The following is a 20456-nucleotide window of genomic DNA, read 5'->3' as shown; positions in this document are numbered from 1 at the left end:
CGAGCGGTCAGCAATGAGCTTTTCCGGGAAACCCACCACCATCGTGGAACAGGCGATCGAGAACGACGGCTTTTGGCCGAACCTCTCCGTTGCCGAATTCCAGAAGGGCTACCGCCTGCCGGCGGAGTTCCTGGGCGACCTGCTGACCGACGCTTTGTTTATCGCGATGGCCGAGGTCAATACCGACCTGGCTAAGCTCAAAACCAGCTGGCTGGCAGCAGGCATCGTAACCGTGGAAACGGCCGATCCGATGCTGCTGCCTGAGCGTGCATTCAAAGCCAAGCTGTACAAGCGCGCCGTGTATTGCCGCGCCAAGGCCAGTGCCCTGCAGCAGTTCGCCACCGTGACCCGCCGCGAGAGCGCCGAGAACACCGGCAAGGAAGCGCCGGAGCGAGAAGACACGTTTCTGGCATTCAGTCAGCAGGCTGTGCGCGCTCTGCAAGGCCGTGGCCGCATTACGGCGGCACTGCTATGACCAAGCTGCAGGCTTTGACCGCCTACCTGTTGGAACGCCGCCTGGTCGAGCCTGAACAGCTCGACAGCTGGACGGAGCAGGTCAAGCTGTCGCTGATCTGGAAACCCGACGTCGACGGCATGCACTTTGCGGATATGCACTATCGCGCCGTGATCGTCCTGGAGCGATTCGCGGCTCATCCCGCCCGCATGATGGCCTTGGTGGGCAGTTGGCTGGAGACCCACGACGCCGACCGCGACCGCCACGAACTGCCGGCGCCGGAATTCGCCGTGGAGCCGGTCGACACCGACCTGTTCGACGTGGAAGTCACGCTGGAATTCGTCGAGCCGCAGTATCTCTCCGAAGAGCCGGACGGCGAGATCCAGGCCTTTGGCAAAACCTGGGCGTTCGTCCCGTTTGAACTGTGGGTCGCTGAGCGCGGCGAGGTGGCCACCAGTGGCGGGGCGTAGCACGTTCGAACTCGATGTGCGCGGACGCCTGGGCGTACGTGAGCAACTGGCCTTGCTGGCTTTGCCGCCGCAGTTGCGCCGGCGTTTGCTGAACCAGGTGACCAAGCGTGTGCGGACGATGAGCCGCAAGCGTCAGCGCGCCCAGCAGAACGTGGACGGTTCGGCGTTCGCCCCGCGCCAGGGCGAGAGCAAGGGCAAAAAGAAGATGGAAGCCGGACTGGCCAAGCTGATGGTGGTCACCCGCGTGACCGCTGACGAAGCAGAACTGGGCTGGAAAAACGCCCTGACCCGATGGGTCGCCGCCCAGCAGCACTACGGCGTCAGTGAGCGCCGCACCGCCGCGCAGATGCGCCGCTGGAACAAAACCCCGCCTGGCTTGGCTGCCACCGAGAAACAGGCCAAACGTCTGCGTCGGTTGGGTTTTCGCGTGCGTCAGGCCGGCAAAAAGAGCCTGACCAGGCCGTCGGTGGCGTGGATTCAAGAGCATGTGAACTACGCCAAGGCCGGCCTGCTGATTCGCATCCTGGACGACCAGCGCAGCGAGTCGTCGGGCGCGCAGAGCTGGGAAATCACTTTGCCGAAACGCCAGTTCATCGGCGCCGAATCCGAACGCGACACCGACCTGCTGATTAGCCAGGTGTTGCAACAAATCCTAACTTCACCCCGCTAACGAGGCACTGCATGGCACTCGGTCAAGTCACCGTCGACAATCTCAACCTGGGCCAGGGGCCTGTGAGCGAGATTGAACGTTACTTTCTTTTCATCGGCCCCGCCGGCAAAAACGTCGGCCAGATCCTGCCGCTGAACACGGACAGCGATCTGGACGCCGAACTGGGCGTTCCGGCCAGCGACCTGAAAACTCAAATCACCGCCGCCCGTCTCAACGGTGGCCAGCGCTGGGCATGTGTCGCGGCTCCGATCGGCGCCGAGGGCAAATGGGACGAGGCGTTGGAAAAAGCCCAGCAGCAGGGTTACTCCGTGGAAGCCGTGGTGATTACCAAACCGGTAACCGCTGCTGCCGAACTTTCCGCCATGCATGACGCAGCGATCGCGCTGAACAACACCTACGGACGCCGCGTGTTCGTCATGGCGTCCGTGCCTGGCGTCACCGCCGAACAGACCTGGGCGCAGTACGTCAGTGAGCGCAAAGCGCTGTTGGCAAACCTCGCCGCGCCGCGTGTGCTGGTCGTACCGCAACTGCACGGCAATGACCTGGGCGTGCTGGCCGGTCGCCTGGCCAACGCATCCGTGAGCATCGCGGACAGCCCGATGCGCGTGGCCACCGGTGCCGTGCTGGGCCTCGGCCCTGTTCCGATCGATGGCGAAAAAGTCCCGCTGACCTCGGCAGTGCGCAGCGAGCTGGATCGGGCGCGCTACTCGGTTTCGCAGACCTATCCCGACTACCCGGGCGTGTACTGGGGTGACGGCAACATGCTGGACACCGCCGGCAGTGACTTTCAGGTCGTGGAATACCTGCGCATCACCGACAAGGCCGCTCGGCAGATCCGCCCGCTGCTGATTCGCCGCGTGGCCGATCGCCGACTGAACAACACCCCCAACAGCATGGCCGTCAACACCAACCAGTTGATGGCGCCGCTGCGTGCCATGGCCAAGTCCACCACGTTCGCGGGCCAGGTGTTCCCCGGCGACATCGAGCCGCCGAAGGACGGCGACCTGGTGCTGACCTGGCTGACCAAAACCAAGGTCGCGGCCTACATCAAGCTCAAACCCCACAACTGCCCGAAAGACCTCACGGCGAACATTGCCCTGGATCTTTCCACTGACCAAACGGAGTAACGCCCCATGGCGAAGATTGGCGGCAAGAACTTTGACGTGAGCCTGGGCGATATCGCGCTGCACGTCGAAAGCTGCACTTTGGATATCACCGACAACTCGGCAGTGGCCCAAACCCGGGGCGTGCCAGACGGCACTGTGGACGGTGACGTGGCCGCTGCCGGTGAATTCGAGCTGGATACCACCAACTTCAATCTGCTGATCGACGCGGCGCGCTCGGCGGGCAGCTTCCGAGGCCTCAAACCGTTCGATGCTGTGTTCTTCGCCAAGGCCGGCGAAGACGAGGAACTGCGGGTGGAAGCCTTCGGCTGCAAGGTGAAGCTCTCCAGCCTGCTGGCGATCGATCCGAAGGGCGGCGAGAAGAGCAAACACAAGGTTCCTTTCGACGTGACCAGCCCGGATTTCATCCACATCAACGGCGTGCCGTACCTGGCTGCGACCGAGATCGAGGGGCTGCGCTGATGGTGGACTGGTTCGACCGCGCCCAGGAGCTGGAGCAACGCCAACGTGACCAGGCGATCAAGGCTCAGCTGAGCAAGCCTGTGCCGGTTGGGCCAAGCCTGACCCATTGCCAGGACTGCGACAAACCCATCCCGCCGGCGCGCCAGGCGCACGGTGGCATAACACGGTGCGTCCCGTGTCAGACGGACGTCGAGAAGAGTAACCGCCGATGACCACTGAAACTTCGCGTCTGGGAACGCTGGAGCGGCAACTCGCCGTGATCGAGCACCGCATGAACGAGTTTGAAGGTCGTCACGACACCGTGCCGACTCGCGTGACCAAGCTTGAGCAGCAATTCGAAAACATGACTGGCCAGCTCAAGGAACTGAACAAGGGACAGCAGGCGTTGACCCTGGCGGTCAACGTGATCGGCTCCAAGGTCGGGCGCTTGCTCACGATTCTGACGCTGGTTGGCGCCGTGCTGCAGATGGTCGTGCCGGCACTGCTGCGCGTGTGGTTCCCATGAGCCTGCGCGGGCGGATAGCCGCCGGTTTGATCGCGCTGGCCAGCACGCCGCTGGTGATCTTCCTGGGCACCTGGGAAGGCAACGGCCAGAACACCGTTTACGCGGACAAGCTCGCTGGCGGACTTCCCACGGTTTGCAAAGGCATCACCCGGTTTACGAGCCCGTACCCGGTCGTGGTCGGCGACTACTGGTCGCCCGCCAAATGCGCCGAGGTGGAGCAACTGGTGATCCGCAAAACGCAGCTGCAGCTGGCCGAGTGCATCACCAACCCGAACGTGAGCCAGAACACGTTCGACGCACTGACCAGTCACGGCCACAACTTCGGCGTGACCAGCACCTGCGCCAGTCGAGCGGTCGCGCATATCAACGCCGGCCGCATCGCTGAGGGCTGCAAAGCCCTGGCATGGGCACCGGACGGCAAGACGCCGGTATGGGCCTTTGTGACTGACACCAAGGGCCAGAAGCGCTTTGTGCCGGGCCTGCACAACCGCCGGCTGGCCGAGTCCCGGCTGTGTGCGGAGGGCTTGTGATGCTCCGCGAAGCCTTGTTCCTGGTCGTGCTGTGCCTGGTCGCCTGGATCGGCTTCGACGTACTCGAAGGCCAACGCGACGAAGCCAGGCGCGAGCGCGACAGCGCGAAGTGGGAGGCCAGCGGCCTGCGCGAAGCGGCACGTATCAGCGGCGAAATGCTCGCCGAGCGGGACGCGATCGACCAACGAAACACCAAGGAATTGACCGATGCACGCACTGAAAACGAACACCTGCGTCGCGCTGTTGACGATGGCTCTGACCGGTTGCTCGTCCGCGCCACCTGTCCCGCCTCCGGATCTGTGTCCGCCACCGCCGGCACCGCCCGCGTGGCTGATGGAGGACGCGCCGAACTCGCTGCAGACGCTCGACCTGATTATTTCACCCTCCGAGATCAACTCGCTAAAAGCCGGCAAATGATCGTCGGACTGCAGCAATACGCCCTGGGCGTATGCCGGCGATCGCCGGCGCGCCAAAACACCACTTTTCCCAACCTCAGAAAGAGCGATACCCCATGAGCCAGCAAAACACCGAAATCACCCTGGAAGTCGGCGAAAACGAATTCACCTTCAACCTGACACCGGCGGACGTGACCAAGTACTTCAACGCCCTGACCCAGACCAACAAGGTCGCCCCGGGCAACAACCTGCTGATGACCACCGTGCTGCAGGATCAAAAAAACGTGCTGAAACCGCTGCTGGGCAACCCGGTGATGGTGATGCAGCTCGCCGGCGCGCTGCTGGAGGAATACGCACCCAACGTTGAGGTGATCGTAAAAAAGCGCTCGAGCACGCTGAGCGCTTGAGCGAAAACGGCCTGGGCCAGCTGATGGCCCTGACGAACCGCTGGCTACCTGGTGCCGAACCCACGCCCGAGGCGATGGGGACGGCCAAGTGGCTGGAGGACGAACACTGGAGACGCATGGAATTTGCCGTGGCTAACGGCATCGCCCTTGCGCTGAACGGGTAACGACATTGGCAGACCGTAGCGCCAGCCTGGCTTTCATTCTCAGCTTGCAGGACAAGGTCACCGCGCCCCTGGGCAAGGTGAAAATGGGCTTTTCCGAGCTTGCCGATCAGAGCGAAAAGCACATCAAGACGATCGGCCTGGGCTTTGGCGGGCTGACGGCTGGCGTGGTCGCCATTCGCGAATCGATGGAACCGGCGCTGGAGGTCAATCGCGCCCTGGGCGACGTCCGATCGCTGGGCGTAGCCGAGGACGCGCTGTCGGCGCTCAACGCCAAGTCGCTGGAGTTCGCGGTGAACTATGGCGAGAACGCCAAGGACTTTGTGGCGTCCGCCTACCTGATCGAAGGCGCCATCAAGGGCCTTGCCGGCAACCAGCTGGCGACCTTCACCAACACCAGCAACCTGCTGGCCAAGGCCACCAAGACCGACGCCGAAACCATGGGTGAATACGTCGGTACGCTCTACAACCTGCAGAAGTCCCAAGCCGATGCGATGGGTAAAGGTGCATGGGTGGAAAAACTCGGTGGCCAGACGGCGCTGGCGGTGCAGCTGTTCCGCACCAGCGGCGCGGCCATGAAAGACGCCTTCAAGGAAGCCGGGGCGATCGCCACGACGTCCGGCGTCGACCTGGCTGAACAGATGGCGGTGATCGGCACGCTGAGCAGCACCATGGAAGGGGGCGACGCCGGCGGACGCTACAAGGCGTTTTTCGAAAACATCGGCGCGGCCTCGGAAAAGCTCGGCATGAAGTTCACCGACCAGCAGGGCAAGGTGCTGCCGATGATGACCATCCTGGACAAGCTCCAGGGCAAGTTCGGCGACCTCACCAGCGCGTCGGCGGGTGCCAAGCTGATGGAGGCCTTCGGCGGCGAAGGTGCCCAGGTGATCGGCGCGCTCGCCAAGGACACCGATCGGCTGCGCAACGGCATCGAGCAGCTGGGCAAAGTGCGCGGGCTGGAGAACGCCGAGCAGATGGCCCGGGCGATGGTTGATCCCTGGCAGCAATGGGCGTCCCTGGTCGAAGTCATGCGAGTGGTATTCGGCCAGGTGCTGATCCCGGTGCTGTCGCCGTTCATGGCCAAGATGGTCGACATTGGCAAAACACTGGTGCGCTGGTCGCAGCTGTTCCCGAACATCACCCGGGTGATCGGCATCACCGCGCTGACGATCATGGGCATAGTCGCTGCAATGTCGGCACTGACCATGGTGGTGGGCATTGCCCGCATGACCTGGTTGGGCATGCTCACCGTCTGGAAAGTCTTCCAACTGATGGGGCTGCGCACCGTCGCGGTGTTCATCCTGCAGAAGCTGGCCATCCTCGCTTACGTCGCCGTGATCTACACGCTGAGCGCCGGCCTGGCGCTGATTCGCGGCGCCATGATGCTGTGGCAGGGCGCGATCTGGCTGGTCAACGCGGCTCTGTTGGCCAACCCGGTGGTGTGGATTGTGGTCGGGATCGTCGCCCTGGTGGCGGTCATTGTGGCGGCGGTCTACTTCTGGAAGGAGTGGACGAGCGCCCTGATGAACACGGCTGCGTTCCAGTTCGTCGCCGACAAGCTGCAGAAGCTGTCCGACTGGTTTAACTCCATGGGCGGCTGGTCGGGCATGGCCAAGGCCGCGTGGGACAGCATCGTCGGCATTTTCACCAAGGCCGTTAACGGTGTGATCGAGCTGCTGAACAGCATCCCCGGCGTGAACATCGAAGCGCGCTTCGGCGGCATGCCCGAAGTGCCAGGCGTCGACGCCGCTGCCAGCGCTTCCGACACCGCCAACGCTGCGCAGAAAGCCCAACAGACCATCAATGCGGCCATTCCAAGCCTGTCGCCGGCGCGTCCGTCTGCAGTGCCGGCGGGCGGCCTGCTGACCAGCATTCAGAACAACAACAGCAGCCAGAACAAGGGCACGCATGTTGAGAACGTGAACATTCACACCGGCAAACCAATGACCCCGCTGGAAGTGGAAAACATGGTCGCCATGGCGGTGGGCGGATGAGCGAGTACGTGGATCTGCTGATCGTCGGCAACGACCTGGCGCTCGATCCTTCAAACCAGCCCCGGTTGATCGATGACCGCGCCTGCATCGCTCAGGACATCGCCCACATGATCCGCGACAGCGGGCTGCTGGTGACGCTGGTGGCCGAGCGCGATCGCCTGCGTCAGCGCGACTGTATCCAGCGGATGGAACTGCTGGTGGAGGGCGACGTGCGCCTGGTGCCGGGGACGGCACGCATCACCCAACAGGAACCAGGCGTTTACCTGGTGACCGCCAAAACCCTGAAGTTCGGATCGATTGAGGTAAGTCTGTGAGCGTCGATTTTAAAAAGGTGATCGCCGATGCCGGCATCCCGACCACTGAGGCGGCGTTGAAGGCCGAGTGGGAAAAGGAAGTTGAAGCCCAGGGCGCGAAAGTGGCCAACACCAGCAGCTATTCGCCGTTCTGGCGGGTAATGACCGCGCTGGTGACCAAGCCGGTTCTGTGGCTGCTGGATTTCCTGTGCCTGACCGTGCTGCCCAACTTCTTCGTGAAAACAGCGGTCGACGCCTGGCTGGATACGCTGGCCTGGGCGGTCAATGTCGAACGCAAGGGCGCGACCAAGGCCCAGGGAAAACTGCTGTTCATCCGGGCCATTCCGGACGGTGTGCTGGAGCTGGAAAAGGGCATTGTGGTGCAGTCCGCCGCAATCAACGGCAACGTCTACAAACTGGTTACCACGGCGCCGGCGACGTTCCAGCAGGGCCAGCTGCAGGTGGACGTTCCGGTCGAGGCGATCGAGGCGGGCAGTGGTTTTAACCTGGCCCCGGGTTACTACGCGATCCTGCCGGTGCCGATTCCCGGCATTGTCCAGGTGGTGAACAAAGACGGGTGGCTGGCTTCACCAGGTGCAGATCCGGAACCCAACGACCAGTTGCGCCTGCGCGTGCGTAACCAGTTCTCGGCGGTCAACCAGTGGCACACCGACGCCGTATATCGCGCCATGATTTCCGCCTTCCCGGGCGTGCGTCCGGATGGCGTGTATTTTGAGCACGGCGCCCCGCGTGGGCCAGGCAGCGCCAATGCCTACATCCTGTTTGATGCAGGTGTGCCGGCGGCCAGTTACCTGGAGAAGATCAATGCGCATATCCGCGACCAGGGCAACCACGGCCACGGCGATGACCTGCTGGCCATGGTCATGCCGGAAACCCTTTCCAGCATTGTGGTGAACGTCTGGCCGTTCTCCAATCAGACGCCAGAGCAGAAAGCCACACTCAAACAGGAGGTGGAGTTTTTTGTACGTGCGGCCTTTCGCGAAAGCACGCCCCGCGACTACCAGCCCACGCTGACCTACCCGCAAGCGAAATTCAGCAAAAGCCGCCTTTGCACCGAACTGCATGAACAGTTTCCGAGCATTGAGGCGGTGAGAATTACGCCGATGGTGGATGTGGTAAACGGTCTGTCCATACCCCGTCTGGAGAACCTGACGGTGGTGATCCAGTGATCAAGATCAAATTGCCTTTCTGGCTCGGTGGCGCCGAGCTGAGCAAGCTGGTCGCGGCTGCACAGTCCTGGTGGGAAAACGTCACCGGCTGGCTGCGGTGGCCCTATTCGCAGATCGATCCGGACACCTGCCACCTGAGCATCCTTGAACTGTGGGCCTGGCAGCGGGACGTGACGCGCTTCACCGGCGAGCCGGAAAGCCTGTTCCGGCTGCGCGTGAAATATGCCTTCATCAACTCGGTCGACGCGGGCAGCACCGCCGGCATGAAACGCATTTTCGAGCGCCTGGGCGTTGGCTACGTGGAGATCGAGGAGCGCCAGCCCGATCGGGATTGGGACGTGGTGCTGCTCAAGTTCAGCAACGCCCAGCTGTCGCTGAACCCCGAGCTGCTGCGCGTGCTGATCCAGCAATACGGTCGGACGTGCCGGCGCTATGACTTCGTGACCATCACCCCCGTGGGCCTGCAAATCGGCCTGATCGACTTCAACGACGACCAGCAAACGCTGGTCGCCAGCCTGTAGGAACGCATTGTGAGCGCCAGTATTACGTTGGCCGGCGAAGGCCAAATCGCCCTGAAGCAAAGCCAGAAAAAGCCCCTGGTCGTGACGAAATTCATTTTCGCCAACGTGCCCGGGTTGGCCACCGAAGCGCCGGTGGATCGAGCCGCCGGCAAGCCGCCAGTGGGCCAGATCGTCCACACCTACGAGATCCCCAAGGAGAACGCGGGTTTTGTGAACCCCAACCAGATCGTCTACAGCGCGCAGCTGGGGTCGGACGTCGGCGATTGGGACTTCAACTGGGTCGGCCTTGAAGACGCTGACGGTTTGTTGTTCGCCGTGTCCTACGTGCCGCTGCAGCAAAAGCGCAAGAACATCCCGCCGTTGCAGATCGGCAACAACGTCACCCGCAACTTTCTGGTGGCGTTCGACGGCGCCCAGGCGCTGACCGGCGTAACGATCGATGCCAGCACCTGGCAGCATGACTTCACCGTGCGCCTGGCCGGCATCGATGAGCGCGAGCGCCTGAGCAACCGTGAGCTGTACGGGCGCGCCTGTTTCTTCGGCGATTCGCTGCTGTTCGAAAAGACGGTCAACGGCTTTCAGTTGCGCCAGGGTGTGGCCTATATCGAAGGCATTCGCGTTGCGCTCTCGGCGCCGCTGCCGGTGACCGGCGTTATCCCGGTGGGGAAAATCACCTTGGATGTGTGCCTGGAACGCCAATTGAACGATCGAGTTGCGACGTGGAAAGTGGTGTTTGGCGAACCTGAGGATTACACCGATTCCGCCGGCGCGCGCCACTACTGCGTACCCGTCGCGCACTACCTGTCCTCGGTGGGCTTTTCAGACATGCGCCTGCCTGAGCCGATCAATGGGCCGTTGATTCAGTACCTGGCGGCGCGGGACGGTGACTACCCCAACCTGCGCGCCCGGGGCACGACCAAAGAAGACGTGGATCTGGACAACCTGCCCAACGCGAAGAGCGATGACCCGAACACGAACAGCAGCGAGATCCTCGCCACTACTGCAGCGCTAAATAAATTGCAGCGGCAGGTTGAGGACTCGTTTGTTGGCGTCGTCTGTGGGTTCGCAATGAACACTCCACCTCCCGGCTGGCTCAAGAGCAATGGCTCTGAAGTTTCGCGCACTACTTTCGCCAAGCTGTTTGCACGCATCGGCGTCACTTTCGGAGCTGGTGATGGTTCCACAACCTTCAACTTGCCGGATGTGCGGGGAATGTTCCCAAGAGCCTGGGACGATGGGCGCGGTGTGGATCCCAGCCGAGCGTTCGGCAGCTTTCAGGACATGATGATCCATTCTCACGCGCACACCGCTTCGGCCGCAGCGGTTGGCGACCATGCGCACACCGCTTGGACTGACGCCCAAGGTAACCATACCCATGGTGCTTGGACGGACGCCCAGGGCGCGCACAACCACTCGGCGCCCAGCGCTCCAGGTATTGGCCAAGGGGCCGGCGGCATCAATTCGGTTCAGCAGTCGGGCGGGGCGCACGAAACGTCATGGGCGGGCGTGCACACGCACAACGTTCTGATGAATGGCGCCGGAAACCATGCGCACAACGTCGGGATTGGCGCCGGCGGCGCGCACACCCACGGCGTGACCGTAGCCGCCGCCGGTGGTAGCGAAACACGGCCAAAGAACATGGCCCTCCTTTACTGCATCAAGTATTGAGATCGAGCATGACTGAAAAACTCGTTTATCAGACCAACCACCTGGGCATCCTGGTGGGCACCGTGACCGCTGACGAATCGCCGCTGGAACCGGGCGTGTACATGATCCCGGGCGGCTGTGTGGAGACAGCGCCGCCGCAGATCCCCGAACATAAAGCGGCCTGGTGGAACGGCAAGGCCTGGCAGCTTGTGGACTATTTCGGCGGCGTGGTGGTGTACAACACCGTAACCGGCGAGCCGCGCACGCTCGAAGGCTTCGAGCCGGTGCCGGCGGGTTTCACCATGAAAAAGCCCGGGCCGAACCAGATCTGGAAGGACGGCGAATGGGTCGACGACGTCGATGCCGTGCTGGCCGCACTCCGGGAGAAAAAGCTGCAGGCGATCGCCACTGATTGCGCGGCGTATGTCGCCGGCGGATTCAACTCCAGCGCCCTGGGCGACGCGTACCGTTACAGCAGCGCCATCGATGACCAGGTAAACCTGAACGCCCAAGTACTGCTGGGACAGGATGACGTTTACCCGTGTACCGATGCTGACCAGGTGCTGGCCTTCCGGCCCCACACCATCGCCCAACTGCATAAGGTCAGCCACGACCTGGTGCGCTTTCGTCAAGGCGCCCAGCAGTGCGCCGAGTTGTTGCGCCAGGCCGTTGAAAAGGCCCTGAAAGACAAAAACCTCAAGGCGATGAAAGCCATCACCTGGACGCCGCCGGCATGAGCTGGGCGCCGGTGACGATGCGCTGGCCAGAACAGGCCACGCAATGGATGGGCGGGCTGTCCGCTGCCAAAGATCTGGCCACCGGCGAGCTGGCCAGCACCGCGCAACGGTTGGCCGGTTTGAGCGGGTTGGCCAACACCAACCCGGGGCCGGTCGGCGACGCCGCGAAAGGCGCCATTGAAGCCGGACGGGCGGCGCTGGCCGAGCAGTTGGGTCAGGTGCCCGCGTGCCTGGTGGTGACGCCTTTTCAAAGCGGCGTCGGCCAAGGCAAGGGCTATCAGCGCTTCCTGTCGGCGCCGAACGTGCTGGAACACCTGGCCAAAAAACTGGAGGACGCCACCGACTCCGGCCGTCCGGTCGGGCCGCAATATGCCCTGTCGGTTCTGTTCCTAGGGACACGTCTGGAACAGTTGGCCAGCGGCCTGTCGCGGTTCAACGCGTTGTTGCCGATCGGCGACCTGGTGCGAACCGAGCGGCGCGCCCAGCACCTGATGAAACTTGAGACTGAAAAATGGGAGATCCCCAGCGCCGGTGCGTTGCCGCGCTGGCAAGGACTGCCCCTGGAACGCTGCACGGTGGTCAAGGCTGCCAAGCAATCGATGGCCGGCCAATTGGCCGTGCTGGAGGGCTACGCCGCTGACAGTTCGCCGTTGGGCGATCTAGCGGCGCTGGCCGCTCGCAAGGCGGCACAGCAACAGGGGCGGGATCAGCAATTGGCTGAACTGAAAAACCTGCTGGCTGGGGGTAACCCCGACGTCAGCATACGGGCGCGCCTGATTGGCCCGGGCAACTCCAGCGAGCTGCGCCAGGAGCTGCTGAGCGGCGACGCACCGGGGCATGAGTGGGTGCAATGCGCCGGCCTGCTGCTGGTGGGCACGCAAGAGGGGTTGAGTTTTGTACGGGAACTGGTGGGCCTATGACGCTGTTGCTCGACGGGCAAAAAGTCCAGGGGAAGAACCTCAAGGTCACCGGCAATCTACGCATCGAAAGCGGCGACATGTCGGGGCAGACCAGCAACACCGACAAGGCGCACAAGGGCTTCAAGCCCAAAACATTGGCCGTCTCGCTGATGATCCCCTTCGTTGATCGGGTGCAGCTGACTGACTTGATGCGCCTGGCCGAGGCCACGGCAAGCGGTGGCGAGTTGCATCTGTATCGCGTCGTGAACGACACCGCCGAGGCGTTCGGCGTGCGCCAGGTGGAGTTCTCCGAAGGCGTCAGCGCCCGAGAGGCGGACAACCTGAAAGCCTGGCTGGTGCAGTTCACGTTGAGCGAGCGCGAATCGAACCCGGAAAAGGTCGAGGGTCGACGCGCCGGCAACAAGGTCGACGCCCAAGGCGCCCCGGGCAGCGCGGTCGGTGAAGGTGGTAGTAACTCAGGTTCGAGCGACAACCCGGAACTGAGCGGCTTTGAAAAGGTGCTGGGCCGCGTCGACAAATGGCTGGGGAGTGAGCAGACGTGAAACTGCACAAAGTTCTGTCGATCAATGGCGCGCCTGTTCGCCTGGTCAAAGAAGACGTTCGGCTGGACGCCACCAGTCCCGGGCGGGCGAACTTCACAGTTCAGTCTGCTGAGCCGCTGAAAGGCTTGGTGACGCTGGATATCGGCTACAACGACCGCACGCTGCAGCGCCACTTCATCGGCTACGTCGAGCGTTGCACCGCCGCCAATGGCAAAGAGCAGGTGCTGTTCTGCCGTGAGCTGGCTGCTGTGCTGGCCAACCCGCTGCCGCTGAACCTGCGTCACGTCGATCTGCGCGCTGTGCTGGCTGCCATCAGCGAGCAGACGGGCCTGCGCTTTCGCGTTCCCGATCGGCCTTACGCCGGCGTGAAGGCACCGTACTTCTACAGCCTTGCTGCCGGATACCAGGCGATGGACAGCCTGGCCCGCGTATTCAGTATTCCCGACTTCACCTGGCACCAGCTGGGCAACGGCGAAGTGTTCGCCGGCAGCTGGGCCGACAGTTTTTTTGGCGCCCGGGCGGCGCTGCAGATCCCCACGGAGCTGTTCGACGGCTACCAGGGTAACCAGAGCGCAATGGTCGCGGCCCTTCCTGGCCTGCGACCTGGTGCAACGATCAACGCCGGCGAACGTGTCACCAGTGTGGCACTCGCCAATGACCAGATGGCCATCCGATGGAAGACGCAATCCGCCGCGCTGTAGAGCGCCAGTTCCCCGAACTCACTGGTGGTTACCACCTACCACGCTTCGCCCGCGTCATCGCCGTGGCCGATGCGCCGACGGATGCTGGTATCTGCGACGACTTCCGTCCGCGCTACGCGGTCGACATTGAAGTCCTAGGCGCCGATGACGAGCCAGATCCGGCCATCCCGACGCTTACCGGTGTTCCGTTGCCGCTGCCCACAGGGGGCGAGGATATGGGCATTTATGCCTTTCCGGAGGAAGGCACACGCGTCGTGGTGTGCTTCGCCTACGGGCTGCCGAACAAGCCCTACATCCAGTCGATTCTGCCGCACGGCCTGACCATGCCGAAGGTGCCAAATGGGCACCAGATCTGGCAGCAAAGCGAAGCAGTGCAGCAGCGCGTCGACGCGGATGGCAATTGGTTACGCCAGACCGATGGCAAAATCCGGGATCACGCGATCGAGCGCGAGGTTGAAGCCCTGGACAACCGCGAGCAGTTCCAGACCCACACGCGGGCCGTCGATGACCACTCAACCGAGTCTGTGGGTGGTGTGAAGACGATCGAGGCGCTGGGCGCACTCAAGCTGCTGTCCGGCGGATCCGCGAGCTTGGCGGCGGTGGATGATCTGCACCAGGCTACCGGAAGGGATCTGAATCTGGTTGTGGGGCAAAAGCATAACGCAACGGTGGGCGGTGATATGCAGGAGCGGATTGAGGGCTTGCGCCGGAGTGTAACGGGAATCAGCCAGCAGATGCTGTCACCAAAAAGCTGGGTCGGTTCGCAAGAGGTCAATTTGTTCAAAGTCGTAGTAGATATTCTCGACTTGTTGCAGCAGATGAATCTACAAATTGCCCTCCATACTCACGGCCCAACGCCGGTGCCAGCAAATGCGACGGATTTTGAGCTGTGGGCTGCTCAATCAAAAGCTACGTCGCTAATCCTAAAAAATATAACTTTATAGGTTGGCTCAATTAGGGTTTTCGCAACTTACTTTCACAAGCGACCGGTAGTTGATTGTTTTATTCGCTGCATCGTGGTGCGCTTGATAAATGTTAAACTCCTTTCTCTTGTGCTTATCACAAAGATCCTCGATGACTTGAATGATTTGGTACTTCTCAATTTCAGGAGTTCGGATTCCAAAAATTATGCCTTCCAGTGAATCAAAGTCATATTTCAAACATCTGTTTTTGTAATTTTCATAGTCAGGCATTCCGTTCTGCAAAATTAGCCTGTATTCATTTTCACTTATCCAGTCTTTCATTTTGCTGGTAATGCTTAGCTGCCTGCCTTTCCAGTAGCTCTCTATCCATTCTTCCGTGTTTTCCAGCGCTGAGTAACATGTACTTCGCTGGCCGCTATCACTTAGATACCAATTCTTCAATAGGGTATTTCGGGGGTAGATACCTATAGATCTAAAAAAATCAAGATCACCTACGTCCGTGACGTAGTTAACCTTTTCGAATGTCAATTTAGCCGACTCCCATATCGACCCCGTGGAAGATAATGCTACAGGCATATTAAATGCCAATTGGGCTTTGCCTTCTGATTGATGCGTCTTGAACTTCAAGCAAACGCCCGCATGATTATCACCGTACGTCCCCCATATAGCGGAGTTATCGCAATTCTCCATAAAGCAAGCCGTGTACCATTCTCTGTGACTTAGTTTCTTGAGGCTTTCTACAAATTGAGAAATGAAGCTATGAACGAGCCTTCGCCACTTTTTATCACCTGATTCTTTTTTATAAGATTCATAATTTGAGATAAAAAGCTCTGTCTCCGCCATGTATAAAGCTACTGCGTAGCCTATAGCGCGAGCAGTATCAATGCTTCCCGGACTGCCCTCTCCGCAAACTGAAAGTAACGCCGATGAGGCCTCAAGGCTGCGAGCCTCTCCCATATCTTTTAGCTTAGTATCAACAGGCTTCACGCCTATTTTGATGTACAGTTCAGAAACGAGTTTCATTGCGTACACCTGTATACTGTTCAGATGCACTGTTAACTCTTCTTTAGATACTCGTCTTTCCCCCTCGGCCAAGAAATGAATATGCCGTTGAATATTGCTATTTGAAAGAAAGGTGGAGATCACATCCTTTCCCGGCTCACGCACCTCCGGCGGCAATATGCTTAAATCGTAAACGTCTGGAAAATCTTTCTGATTAAGTTCAAAGCCGGAAAGGTACTGGTAGTTTCTTACAATTAGGCATGCTATATATCGTTTAAATAGCTGGTGCCACACAATGGCGTCACCTGAAAAGAATAATTCCCGATAGCCTTCCAAGGGGTCGTTGAGCTGTTCTGGCGATGCAAAATATATGTAAGTGCCTGACAACTCTCCTTCAAAACCATTCCTGCCAAGCAACTTGTCTACCGGGCGAAATCTGTAGAGGAAATCTGGCATTTGCACTTGGCTCCATTAAAGGTTGGTTGTTTTGGAGGTTTGCACCGTTTAGAAAAGTGAAGCATCCGCCGCGAAGGGACTGGAGTGTGAAGAAAACTTAAAGTTCAGACCGGCGAATCCTGTGCCGCCGACTTCCGTCTATCCAACCAAGAATCCACCACCACCATCTCCTGGGCCAACTGGCGCTGTAAAACCGATGACCTGTTGCAAGAATCACATATAGGCAGTGCCGGGTGTAATCGCCTTTGGCTCTTTGGAGTCGAAACGCTTGAGAACTGCGAACATCTATTGACCGGCTATCTCGGGGATCGATACGAACCCTTAATCCTTCCTCGCCCACCAGTGAGCAGCTATACCCATCTGGCCCGACGTAGCCAAAATCCAACACCGTTACGAGATGCGGACTGTTGTTCGTGATGTACAGGACCATGCCTTGTTGGTCCGATCCTTCATACAGGGCTACCGAGTTTCGATTGAACCTGAATGCTAGCCACGAGACCCATAACGCCCCAGCGGCGATTATGACCGCCATCAACGCTATGGCATCGCTAATTTTGACGTTGTAGCCCCACGCTGTAACGGTCTCCATCAACGGATCCTTTTTTGATCAATTTCTCTCAATGCTAACCGCGCAAAAATCTGTCGGTGAGAAAAATTTTGTGAAAAAAGCACTTATCCCCCTCCCGCCAGCGGACGTTTCACCTCTTTTTTTTGCAATTTGCCGATGCTTACATGTAGTCGCGGCGCAAAGGCCCGCTGCGGGCGGCACGGGCAGCTCGGCAATTTCGCTGAGTGCAAAATTTTGCAAAGATTTGAAGACGCTTTCCATTGTGAGTCAGGAAGGGCGCGTGAAAGCCGAAAGTTTTTCACGCTTGTTTTCAGGGGGCAAGGCGTGAAAAAAGACGATTTACCTAGTTTTCAATTCTTCACCCGCTTGCTTTGGGCGCAGAGAGGGGGCTTTTACAAAAGCGTCAGATGATCTCGAACGTATTGATATTGCTGGGTCTGAAGCCAATGGGGCGTTTCAACGGCTATCAAAAGCTACAGCAAGGTCCCTAGCAGATTTTTCCCCACAGATTCTATCGAATGCACGATATCTATTTAATTGGTAAGGGGGAGGTGGGAGGCAGTCTTGTCAGGAAAGCACTACGCCCAATCGCACTTTTTTGAGGGGAGGTAATGGTGTGGTTCCACTGAGGTTTTGAATGAGAGTTTCAGTGAGTTCTATATCGTTGTTAATGTCTTTAAGTTCATTGTCGTAAATCGCTTGAGATACTTTTTTATTTTGAAGTAACTCAAAAAGCTCTGCCTTTTGGTCTTGAAGTGAAATGAGCTCTTTGGCAGCGATTTTTAGAGCGTGCAAAGTGGTTTTGCGGAAGATGACTTGAGTGTGATCATTCAGCTGTAAGAGATCTTCGGTATATTTTCCAAATGTAGAGCGGGCCGACATCACGCCATTAACAGCATCAAATTTTAGATGTTGGCTCATGATGTGGTCGCATGGGTTGACAATGTACGGGCCTACTTTTTCATCGGCAGGCCAGTCATTGTTCTTGCGAGAGTTACATCCGCCACAGCAGTAGTAAAGATTTTGGTAATCACAAATCAAGCTGGCAAACTGAGACAAACCCTTTGGTCGATAATGATCGACGCCGAAGTTTAGGTTTGGGGCGCTACTGTCAGGCTGGCGACAGTAAACACAGACTCGCGAAAACTCATTTTGCAGCCAGCGCTTATAGCTTTTATATTGCTTGAATAGTCTCGGAGTCAAAGTTCGCGTGTGCTTTGACTTCGGGTACTGGAAGACCGTAAAACTCAAGTAGGCAGCCCCAACCTTTTTGCGCGGTCTAATCTTGATTGTTCAATGGTCTTGATGGATCCGATTGAACCTTCCAAGAAATTTATTTGTTCTACTGTTACCCGAGGTGAACGCTCGATCAGCCTGGAGTTAAGTATCTCCAGGCGTGCGATCATTTCTGCAGAGATAGAATCGTTTGCGTATTTTATCGCAAGAAGCTTAATTCGATCTTCCGCGATTTTATTTATTTCTAAGTCCCTTGCCGGTATGTGCCGCTCATGAACTGGCGCACGAGGTGTGCTTGCTTCGGGGCTCATGGTGACCAAAGGAGTAGCGTCAGTAAGTGGGGCGCTTTTCGGTAGGCTTTCAGAAACGCGGTTACCTGGTTTTCCAACGTTCAAACCAGGGAAGTCTGTTGATACGAACCGAGTCGCACCGGCATAAGTGTTTTCCATGGGAGGTATATGTCCCAAGGGAGCCTGCGACGCATAAAAAACCGAAGGAGATGGCGTTGGAGCGACTGTTGCGTAGTAGTCCATGATTGATCATCCCTTCCTAGATCTTGCATCTGTGGACAGAAAATTTCTCGCACTATCAGTAAGTGCCCAATCGAAAAGATCAAATGCTTGACGATGCATAATATCTATAGCTGCAGCTGTATCGGACAGTGGAACCTCTGCGCGATAGGTGTCAATGTCGATCAAGTAGTCAGGCTTAATTGGCCCATCTGTAGTTGTACGACTCAACTGGATTCCGTGCTGAAGTAAACAGCCGCCATCTTCAGATAGAAGTTGCATTCTACCGCCGAAGTCGTTTATCCCGGTAAATACTTTAGAAGTTATTGGGGCGGTTAACGATGGGTTTATCCAGTTGGTAATTTCTTCGTCTTCACTTTTTAGGACGTTGATATAGCGGAGTCCTATGCGAGTGAAGAAATCAGAGTCAATCACCTTTTCTGCGGCATCGACGACTTGAAGAACCCGTTCTCTAAGGTTGTCAAATCCAGAGTAGGTGGAGGTCTCTATAGATAAAGAGTTTTCCTTGAGGGAAATACTCCATTTACCCTTTGTAGATTTTAGAATATGAATATTGCTTGAGCCGGCGTTCGTAGATCCCAAGCCAAGAGTGAACTCATTGTTCAGTTCTAATATAGGGTAGTCTTTACGAAGTGCCTTAACGAAAGCTGCTGGCGGACGTTGTTCTCCCAGCTCCATGAGAGTCGGGAAACGTAGCTCACAAACGGCCTGCTTCAAAAAATCACGTTTATAGCGATTTTCATTCTCTGACCGAGTAAGTACTAAGTCGTCAGCTTTCCAACGTGCGCTCATGAGCTACTCATCACTAGGTACAAAAGGCGGCCATGATGGCATGGAATCCAAGTACTGTCAGCATCACTACGTGGCTCATACACAGTGAAATTCATAAATCAAGCCTTTCTTCGCAGTATAGCTTTCATTTTTCCACGAGGTGGCTTACCTCGCGTTTCTCAGCTCTGGCTCGCCGAGCACCTGCAAATGATCATTGCGGTGCCTTCGAAAGCCGCAGTGTAGCCCTCGGCTGGGTTTTAGCTAGCCTTTCTCCTGAGCTATCAATCTTGCTATGCCCTGATTGATGAACCCGGCATTTTCGCCGATTCGCTCAAGCGCTACACGGGCATTTTCCCCGACTGCGTGATAACCCCCTTGTTCTGCAAGCAGCACCAACTCCATCAACGCGGCTTCAAGCGCAAGCTGGTTTTCGTAGATTTTATCGAGGACTACAGGGAGGGAATATTCGCTAGCCATCTGTTCGACTCCATTCGGAAAGCAGGAAGCATAGCAGGGCACCTGAGCTGGCCAATTTCAGTTCGAGGCTGGGAAAAAGGTAATTTTAGTAAGTCGGTGCGAAAAAATGGCTGCAGCCCTTATAGATCGTGGCTTTGAGGTATTACCTTTGAGGGTAATATTTGGTAAGGCCGGAGGTAATATTTCACCAAGTGCCTGATTTTAAAGGGTTTCTTAGGTGGCTGAAATTACTACGACTAAGGGTAATTTTCTAACCTTCCTCTTACCCTATTATTACCTTTGATAAATCCATCTAAGCCGCTGAATTTATTGAGTTTTTATGAAGTTAAAAAAGGAAATTACCAAAATTACCTTTTTCCCAGGGGTCAACCTGAAAACGGAGTGAAGCACAGACGAGGCGATTCGCTGCCCTTTCATGCGCGCGGTTTGAACTCTCACCAACAACGCCTGAGCCGACGATAGACAGTGCCAGGATTGGAGCCGAGAACCGCTGCTTAAAATTTGCTAACGCAGTCGGAAGAGAGGATGGGACAAGGAGGGAGAAGAAGAGAGCTGGTACGCAACTGGTACGCGGGTTGGTGGCGAGGCGTTTGGGCCTTTATTTACGGGAGGTAAAAGAATGGTCAGTCCGATCCATCATCGGCGCGACGGAGAAACGGCGGGAGAGTGGAGCGGGTGTGGCGGTGATTGGGGGCATTGGGGGTACGGAATCGGTGTGGCTGGGAGGTGGGGAGTTTATCAGGAATGGGGGAGAGTGGCTGGAGGGCGCC

General features: G+C 58.1%; 26 protein-coding genes. 21 read left to right on the top strand and 5 right to left on the bottom strand.

Annotation, left to right across the window (positions count from 1 at the left end; genetic code table 11):
• Positions 1 to 13: 13 nt before the first annotated feature.
• Genes L6D81_RS19500 through L6D81_RS19400 form a run of 21 tightly spaced genes read left to right on the top strand, consistent with a single transcriptional unit; the run spans position 14 to position 14667 of the window.
• The gene (locus L6D81_RS19500; RefSeq protein ID WP_236181529.1) at positions 14 to 475 is read left to right on the top strand and encodes a head completion/stabilization protein; all 462 of its coding nucleotides are present in this window, start codon (positions 14 to 16) and stop codon (positions 473 to 475) included.
• Positions 472 to 924 (top strand): phage tail protein, encoded by a 453-nt coding sequence (locus tag L6D81_RS19495; protein ID WP_236181528.1) that lies wholly within the window; start codon positions 472 to 474, stop codon positions 922 to 924. The genes L6D81_RS19500 and L6D81_RS19495 overlap by 4 nt, the downstream gene beginning before the upstream one ends.
• A complete protein-coding gene (locus L6D81_RS19490; RefSeq protein WP_236181527.1) occupies positions 911 to 1594 on the top strand; it encodes a phage virion morphogenesis protein in 684 nt (227 codons plus the stop codon). Before L6D81_RS19495 ends, L6D81_RS19490 begins: the two co-directional genes overlap by 14 nt.
• 11 nt (positions 1595 to 1605) lie before the next feature.
• On the top strand, positions 1606 to 2721 hold the full coding sequence (locus tag L6D81_RS19485; RefSeq protein WP_236181526.1) for a DUF2586 domain-containing protein: 1116 nt from the start codon (positions 1606 to 1608) through the stop codon (positions 2719 to 2721).
• A 6-nt stretch (positions 2722 to 2727) separates the two neighbouring features.
• On the top strand, positions 2728 to 3180 hold the full coding sequence (locus L6D81_RS19480; protein WP_025111123.1) for a phage protein: 453 nt from the start codon (positions 2728 to 2730) through the stop codon (positions 3178 to 3180).
• The gene (locus L6D81_RS19475) at positions 3180 to 3392 is read left to right on the top strand and encodes a TraR/DksA C4-type zinc finger protein (RefSeq protein ID WP_236181525.1); all 213 of its coding nucleotides are present in this window, start codon (positions 3180 to 3182) and stop codon (positions 3390 to 3392) included. Before L6D81_RS19480 ends, L6D81_RS19475 begins: the two co-directional genes overlap by 1 nt.
• Positions 3389 to 3685, top strand: coding sequence for a hypothetical protein (locus tag L6D81_RS19470; RefSeq protein ID WP_025111125.1), 297 nt, complete (start codon positions 3389 to 3391; stop codon positions 3683 to 3685). The genes L6D81_RS19475 and L6D81_RS19470 overlap by 4 nt, the downstream gene beginning before the upstream one ends.
• On the top strand, positions 3682 to 4215 hold the full coding sequence (locus L6D81_RS19465; protein ID WP_236181524.1) for a lysozyme: 534 nt from the start codon (positions 3682 to 3684) through the stop codon (positions 4213 to 4215). Before L6D81_RS19470 ends, L6D81_RS19465 begins: the two co-directional genes overlap by 4 nt.
• A complete protein-coding gene (locus L6D81_RS19460; protein ID WP_236181523.1) occupies positions 4215 to 4730 on the top strand; it encodes a lysis system i-spanin subunit Rz in 516 nt (171 codons plus the stop codon). The genes L6D81_RS19465 and L6D81_RS19460 overlap by 1 nt, the downstream gene beginning before the upstream one ends.
• The gene (locus L6D81_RS19455; protein ID WP_236181522.1) at positions 4727 to 5017 is read left to right on the top strand and encodes a putative phage tail assembly chaperone; all 291 of its coding nucleotides are present in this window, start codon (positions 4727 to 4729) and stop codon (positions 5015 to 5017) included. The genes L6D81_RS19460 and L6D81_RS19455 overlap by 4 nt, the downstream gene beginning before the upstream one ends.
• 23 nt (positions 5018 to 5040) lie before the next feature.
• The gene (locus L6D81_RS19450) at positions 5041 to 5181 is read left to right on the top strand and encodes a DUF6890 family protein (protein ID WP_039013052.1); all 141 of its coding nucleotides are present in this window, start codon (positions 5041 to 5043) and stop codon (positions 5179 to 5181) included.
• A 5-nt stretch (positions 5182 to 5186) separates the two neighbouring features.
• Entirely contained in the window at positions 5187 to 7172 is a 1986-nt protein-coding gene (locus tag L6D81_RS19445; protein ID WP_236181521.1) for a phage tail tape measure protein, read from the top strand.
• The gene (locus L6D81_RS19440) at positions 7169 to 7486 is read left to right on the top strand and encodes a DUF2590 family protein (protein ID WP_085654343.1); all 318 of its coding nucleotides are present in this window, start codon (positions 7169 to 7171) and stop codon (positions 7484 to 7486) included. The genes L6D81_RS19445 and L6D81_RS19440 overlap by 4 nt, the downstream gene beginning before the upstream one ends.
• Entirely contained in the window at positions 7483 to 8655 is a 1173-nt protein-coding gene (locus L6D81_RS19435) for a baseplate J/gp47 family protein (RefSeq protein WP_236181520.1), read from the top strand. The genes L6D81_RS19440 and L6D81_RS19435 overlap by 4 nt, the downstream gene beginning before the upstream one ends.
• Positions 8652 to 9176 (top strand): phage tail protein, encoded by a 525-nt coding sequence (locus L6D81_RS19430; RefSeq protein WP_236181519.1) that lies wholly within the window; start codon positions 8652 to 8654, stop codon positions 9174 to 9176. Before L6D81_RS19435 ends, L6D81_RS19430 begins: the two co-directional genes overlap by 4 nt.
• Positions 9177 to 9185: 9 nt before the next feature.
• Positions 9186 to 10844 (top strand): phage tail-collar fiber domain-containing protein, encoded by a 1659-nt coding sequence (locus L6D81_RS19425; protein ID WP_236181518.1) that lies wholly within the window; start codon positions 9186 to 9188, stop codon positions 10842 to 10844.
• Between the two features lie 8 nt (positions 10845 to 10852).
• On the top strand, positions 10853 to 11560 hold the full coding sequence (locus tag L6D81_RS19420) for a DUF4376 domain-containing protein (RefSeq protein ID WP_236181517.1): 708 nt from the start codon (positions 10853 to 10855) through the stop codon (positions 11558 to 11560).
• Positions 11557 to 12480, top strand: coding sequence for a hypothetical protein (locus L6D81_RS19415; RefSeq protein ID WP_236181516.1), 924 nt, complete (start codon positions 11557 to 11559; stop codon positions 12478 to 12480). The genes L6D81_RS19420 and L6D81_RS19415 overlap by 4 nt, the downstream gene beginning before the upstream one ends.
• Positions 12477 to 13022 (top strand): baseplate complex protein, encoded by a 546-nt coding sequence (locus L6D81_RS19410; RefSeq protein WP_236181515.1) that lies wholly within the window; start codon positions 12477 to 12479, stop codon positions 13020 to 13022. The genes L6D81_RS19415 and L6D81_RS19410 overlap by 4 nt, the downstream gene beginning before the upstream one ends.
• Entirely contained in the window at positions 13019 to 13723 is a 705-nt protein-coding gene (locus tag L6D81_RS19405; RefSeq protein WP_236181514.1) for a hypothetical protein, read from the top strand. Before L6D81_RS19410 ends, L6D81_RS19405 begins: the two co-directional genes overlap by 4 nt.
• Positions 13696 to 14667: a hypothetical protein gene (locus L6D81_RS19400; RefSeq protein ID WP_236181513.1), complete on the top strand. Its 972-nt coding sequence runs from the start codon at positions 13696 to 13698 to the stop codon at positions 14665 to 14667. Before L6D81_RS19405 ends, L6D81_RS19400 begins: the two co-directional genes overlap by 28 nt.
• Positions 14668 to 14673: 6 nt before the next feature.
• Here the strand turns inward: L6D81_RS19400 and L6D81_RS19395 are convergent, their stop codons facing one another.
• From L6D81_RS19395 to L6D81_RS19375, 5 genes are all read right to left on the bottom strand, one after another.
• The gene (locus L6D81_RS19395; RefSeq protein ID WP_236181512.1) at positions 14674 to 16104 is read right to left on the bottom strand and encodes a DUF2971 domain-containing protein; all 1431 of its coding nucleotides are present in this window, start codon (positions 16102 to 16104) and stop codon (positions 14674 to 14676) included.
• A gap of 1135 nt (positions 16105 to 17239) precedes the next feature.
• Positions 17240 to 17593: a hypothetical protein gene (locus tag L6D81_RS19390; RefSeq protein WP_236181511.1), complete on the bottom strand. Its 354-nt coding sequence runs from the start codon at positions 17591 to 17593 to the stop codon at positions 17240 to 17242.
• 326 nt (positions 17594 to 17919) lie between these two features.
• Positions 17920 to 18441: a hypothetical protein gene (locus L6D81_RS19385; RefSeq protein ID WP_236181510.1), complete on the bottom strand. Its 522-nt coding sequence runs from the start codon at positions 18439 to 18441 to the stop codon at positions 17920 to 17922.
• A 6-nt stretch (positions 18442 to 18447) separates the two neighbouring features.
• Positions 18448 to 19230: a TIGR04255 family protein gene (locus L6D81_RS19380; RefSeq protein WP_236181509.1), complete on the bottom strand. Its 783-nt coding sequence runs from the start codon at positions 19228 to 19230 to the stop codon at positions 18448 to 18450.
• A gap of 240 nt (positions 19231 to 19470) precedes the next feature.
• Positions 19471 to 19686, bottom strand: a complete 216-nt coding sequence (locus L6D81_RS19375) for a hypothetical protein (RefSeq protein WP_236181508.1) — start codon at positions 19684 to 19686, stop codon at positions 19471 to 19473.
• Between the last annotated feature and the right edge of the window lie 770 nt (positions 19687 to 20456).

Source organism: Pseudomonas sputi, assembly GCF_021603585.1.
In the GTDB taxonomy this organism is placed as follows: domain Bacteria; phylum Pseudomonadota; class Gammaproteobacteria; order Pseudomonadales; family Pseudomonadaceae; genus Aquipseudomonas; species Aquipseudomonas sputi.
This window is presented reverse-complemented; position numbering and strand designations above follow the sequence as displayed.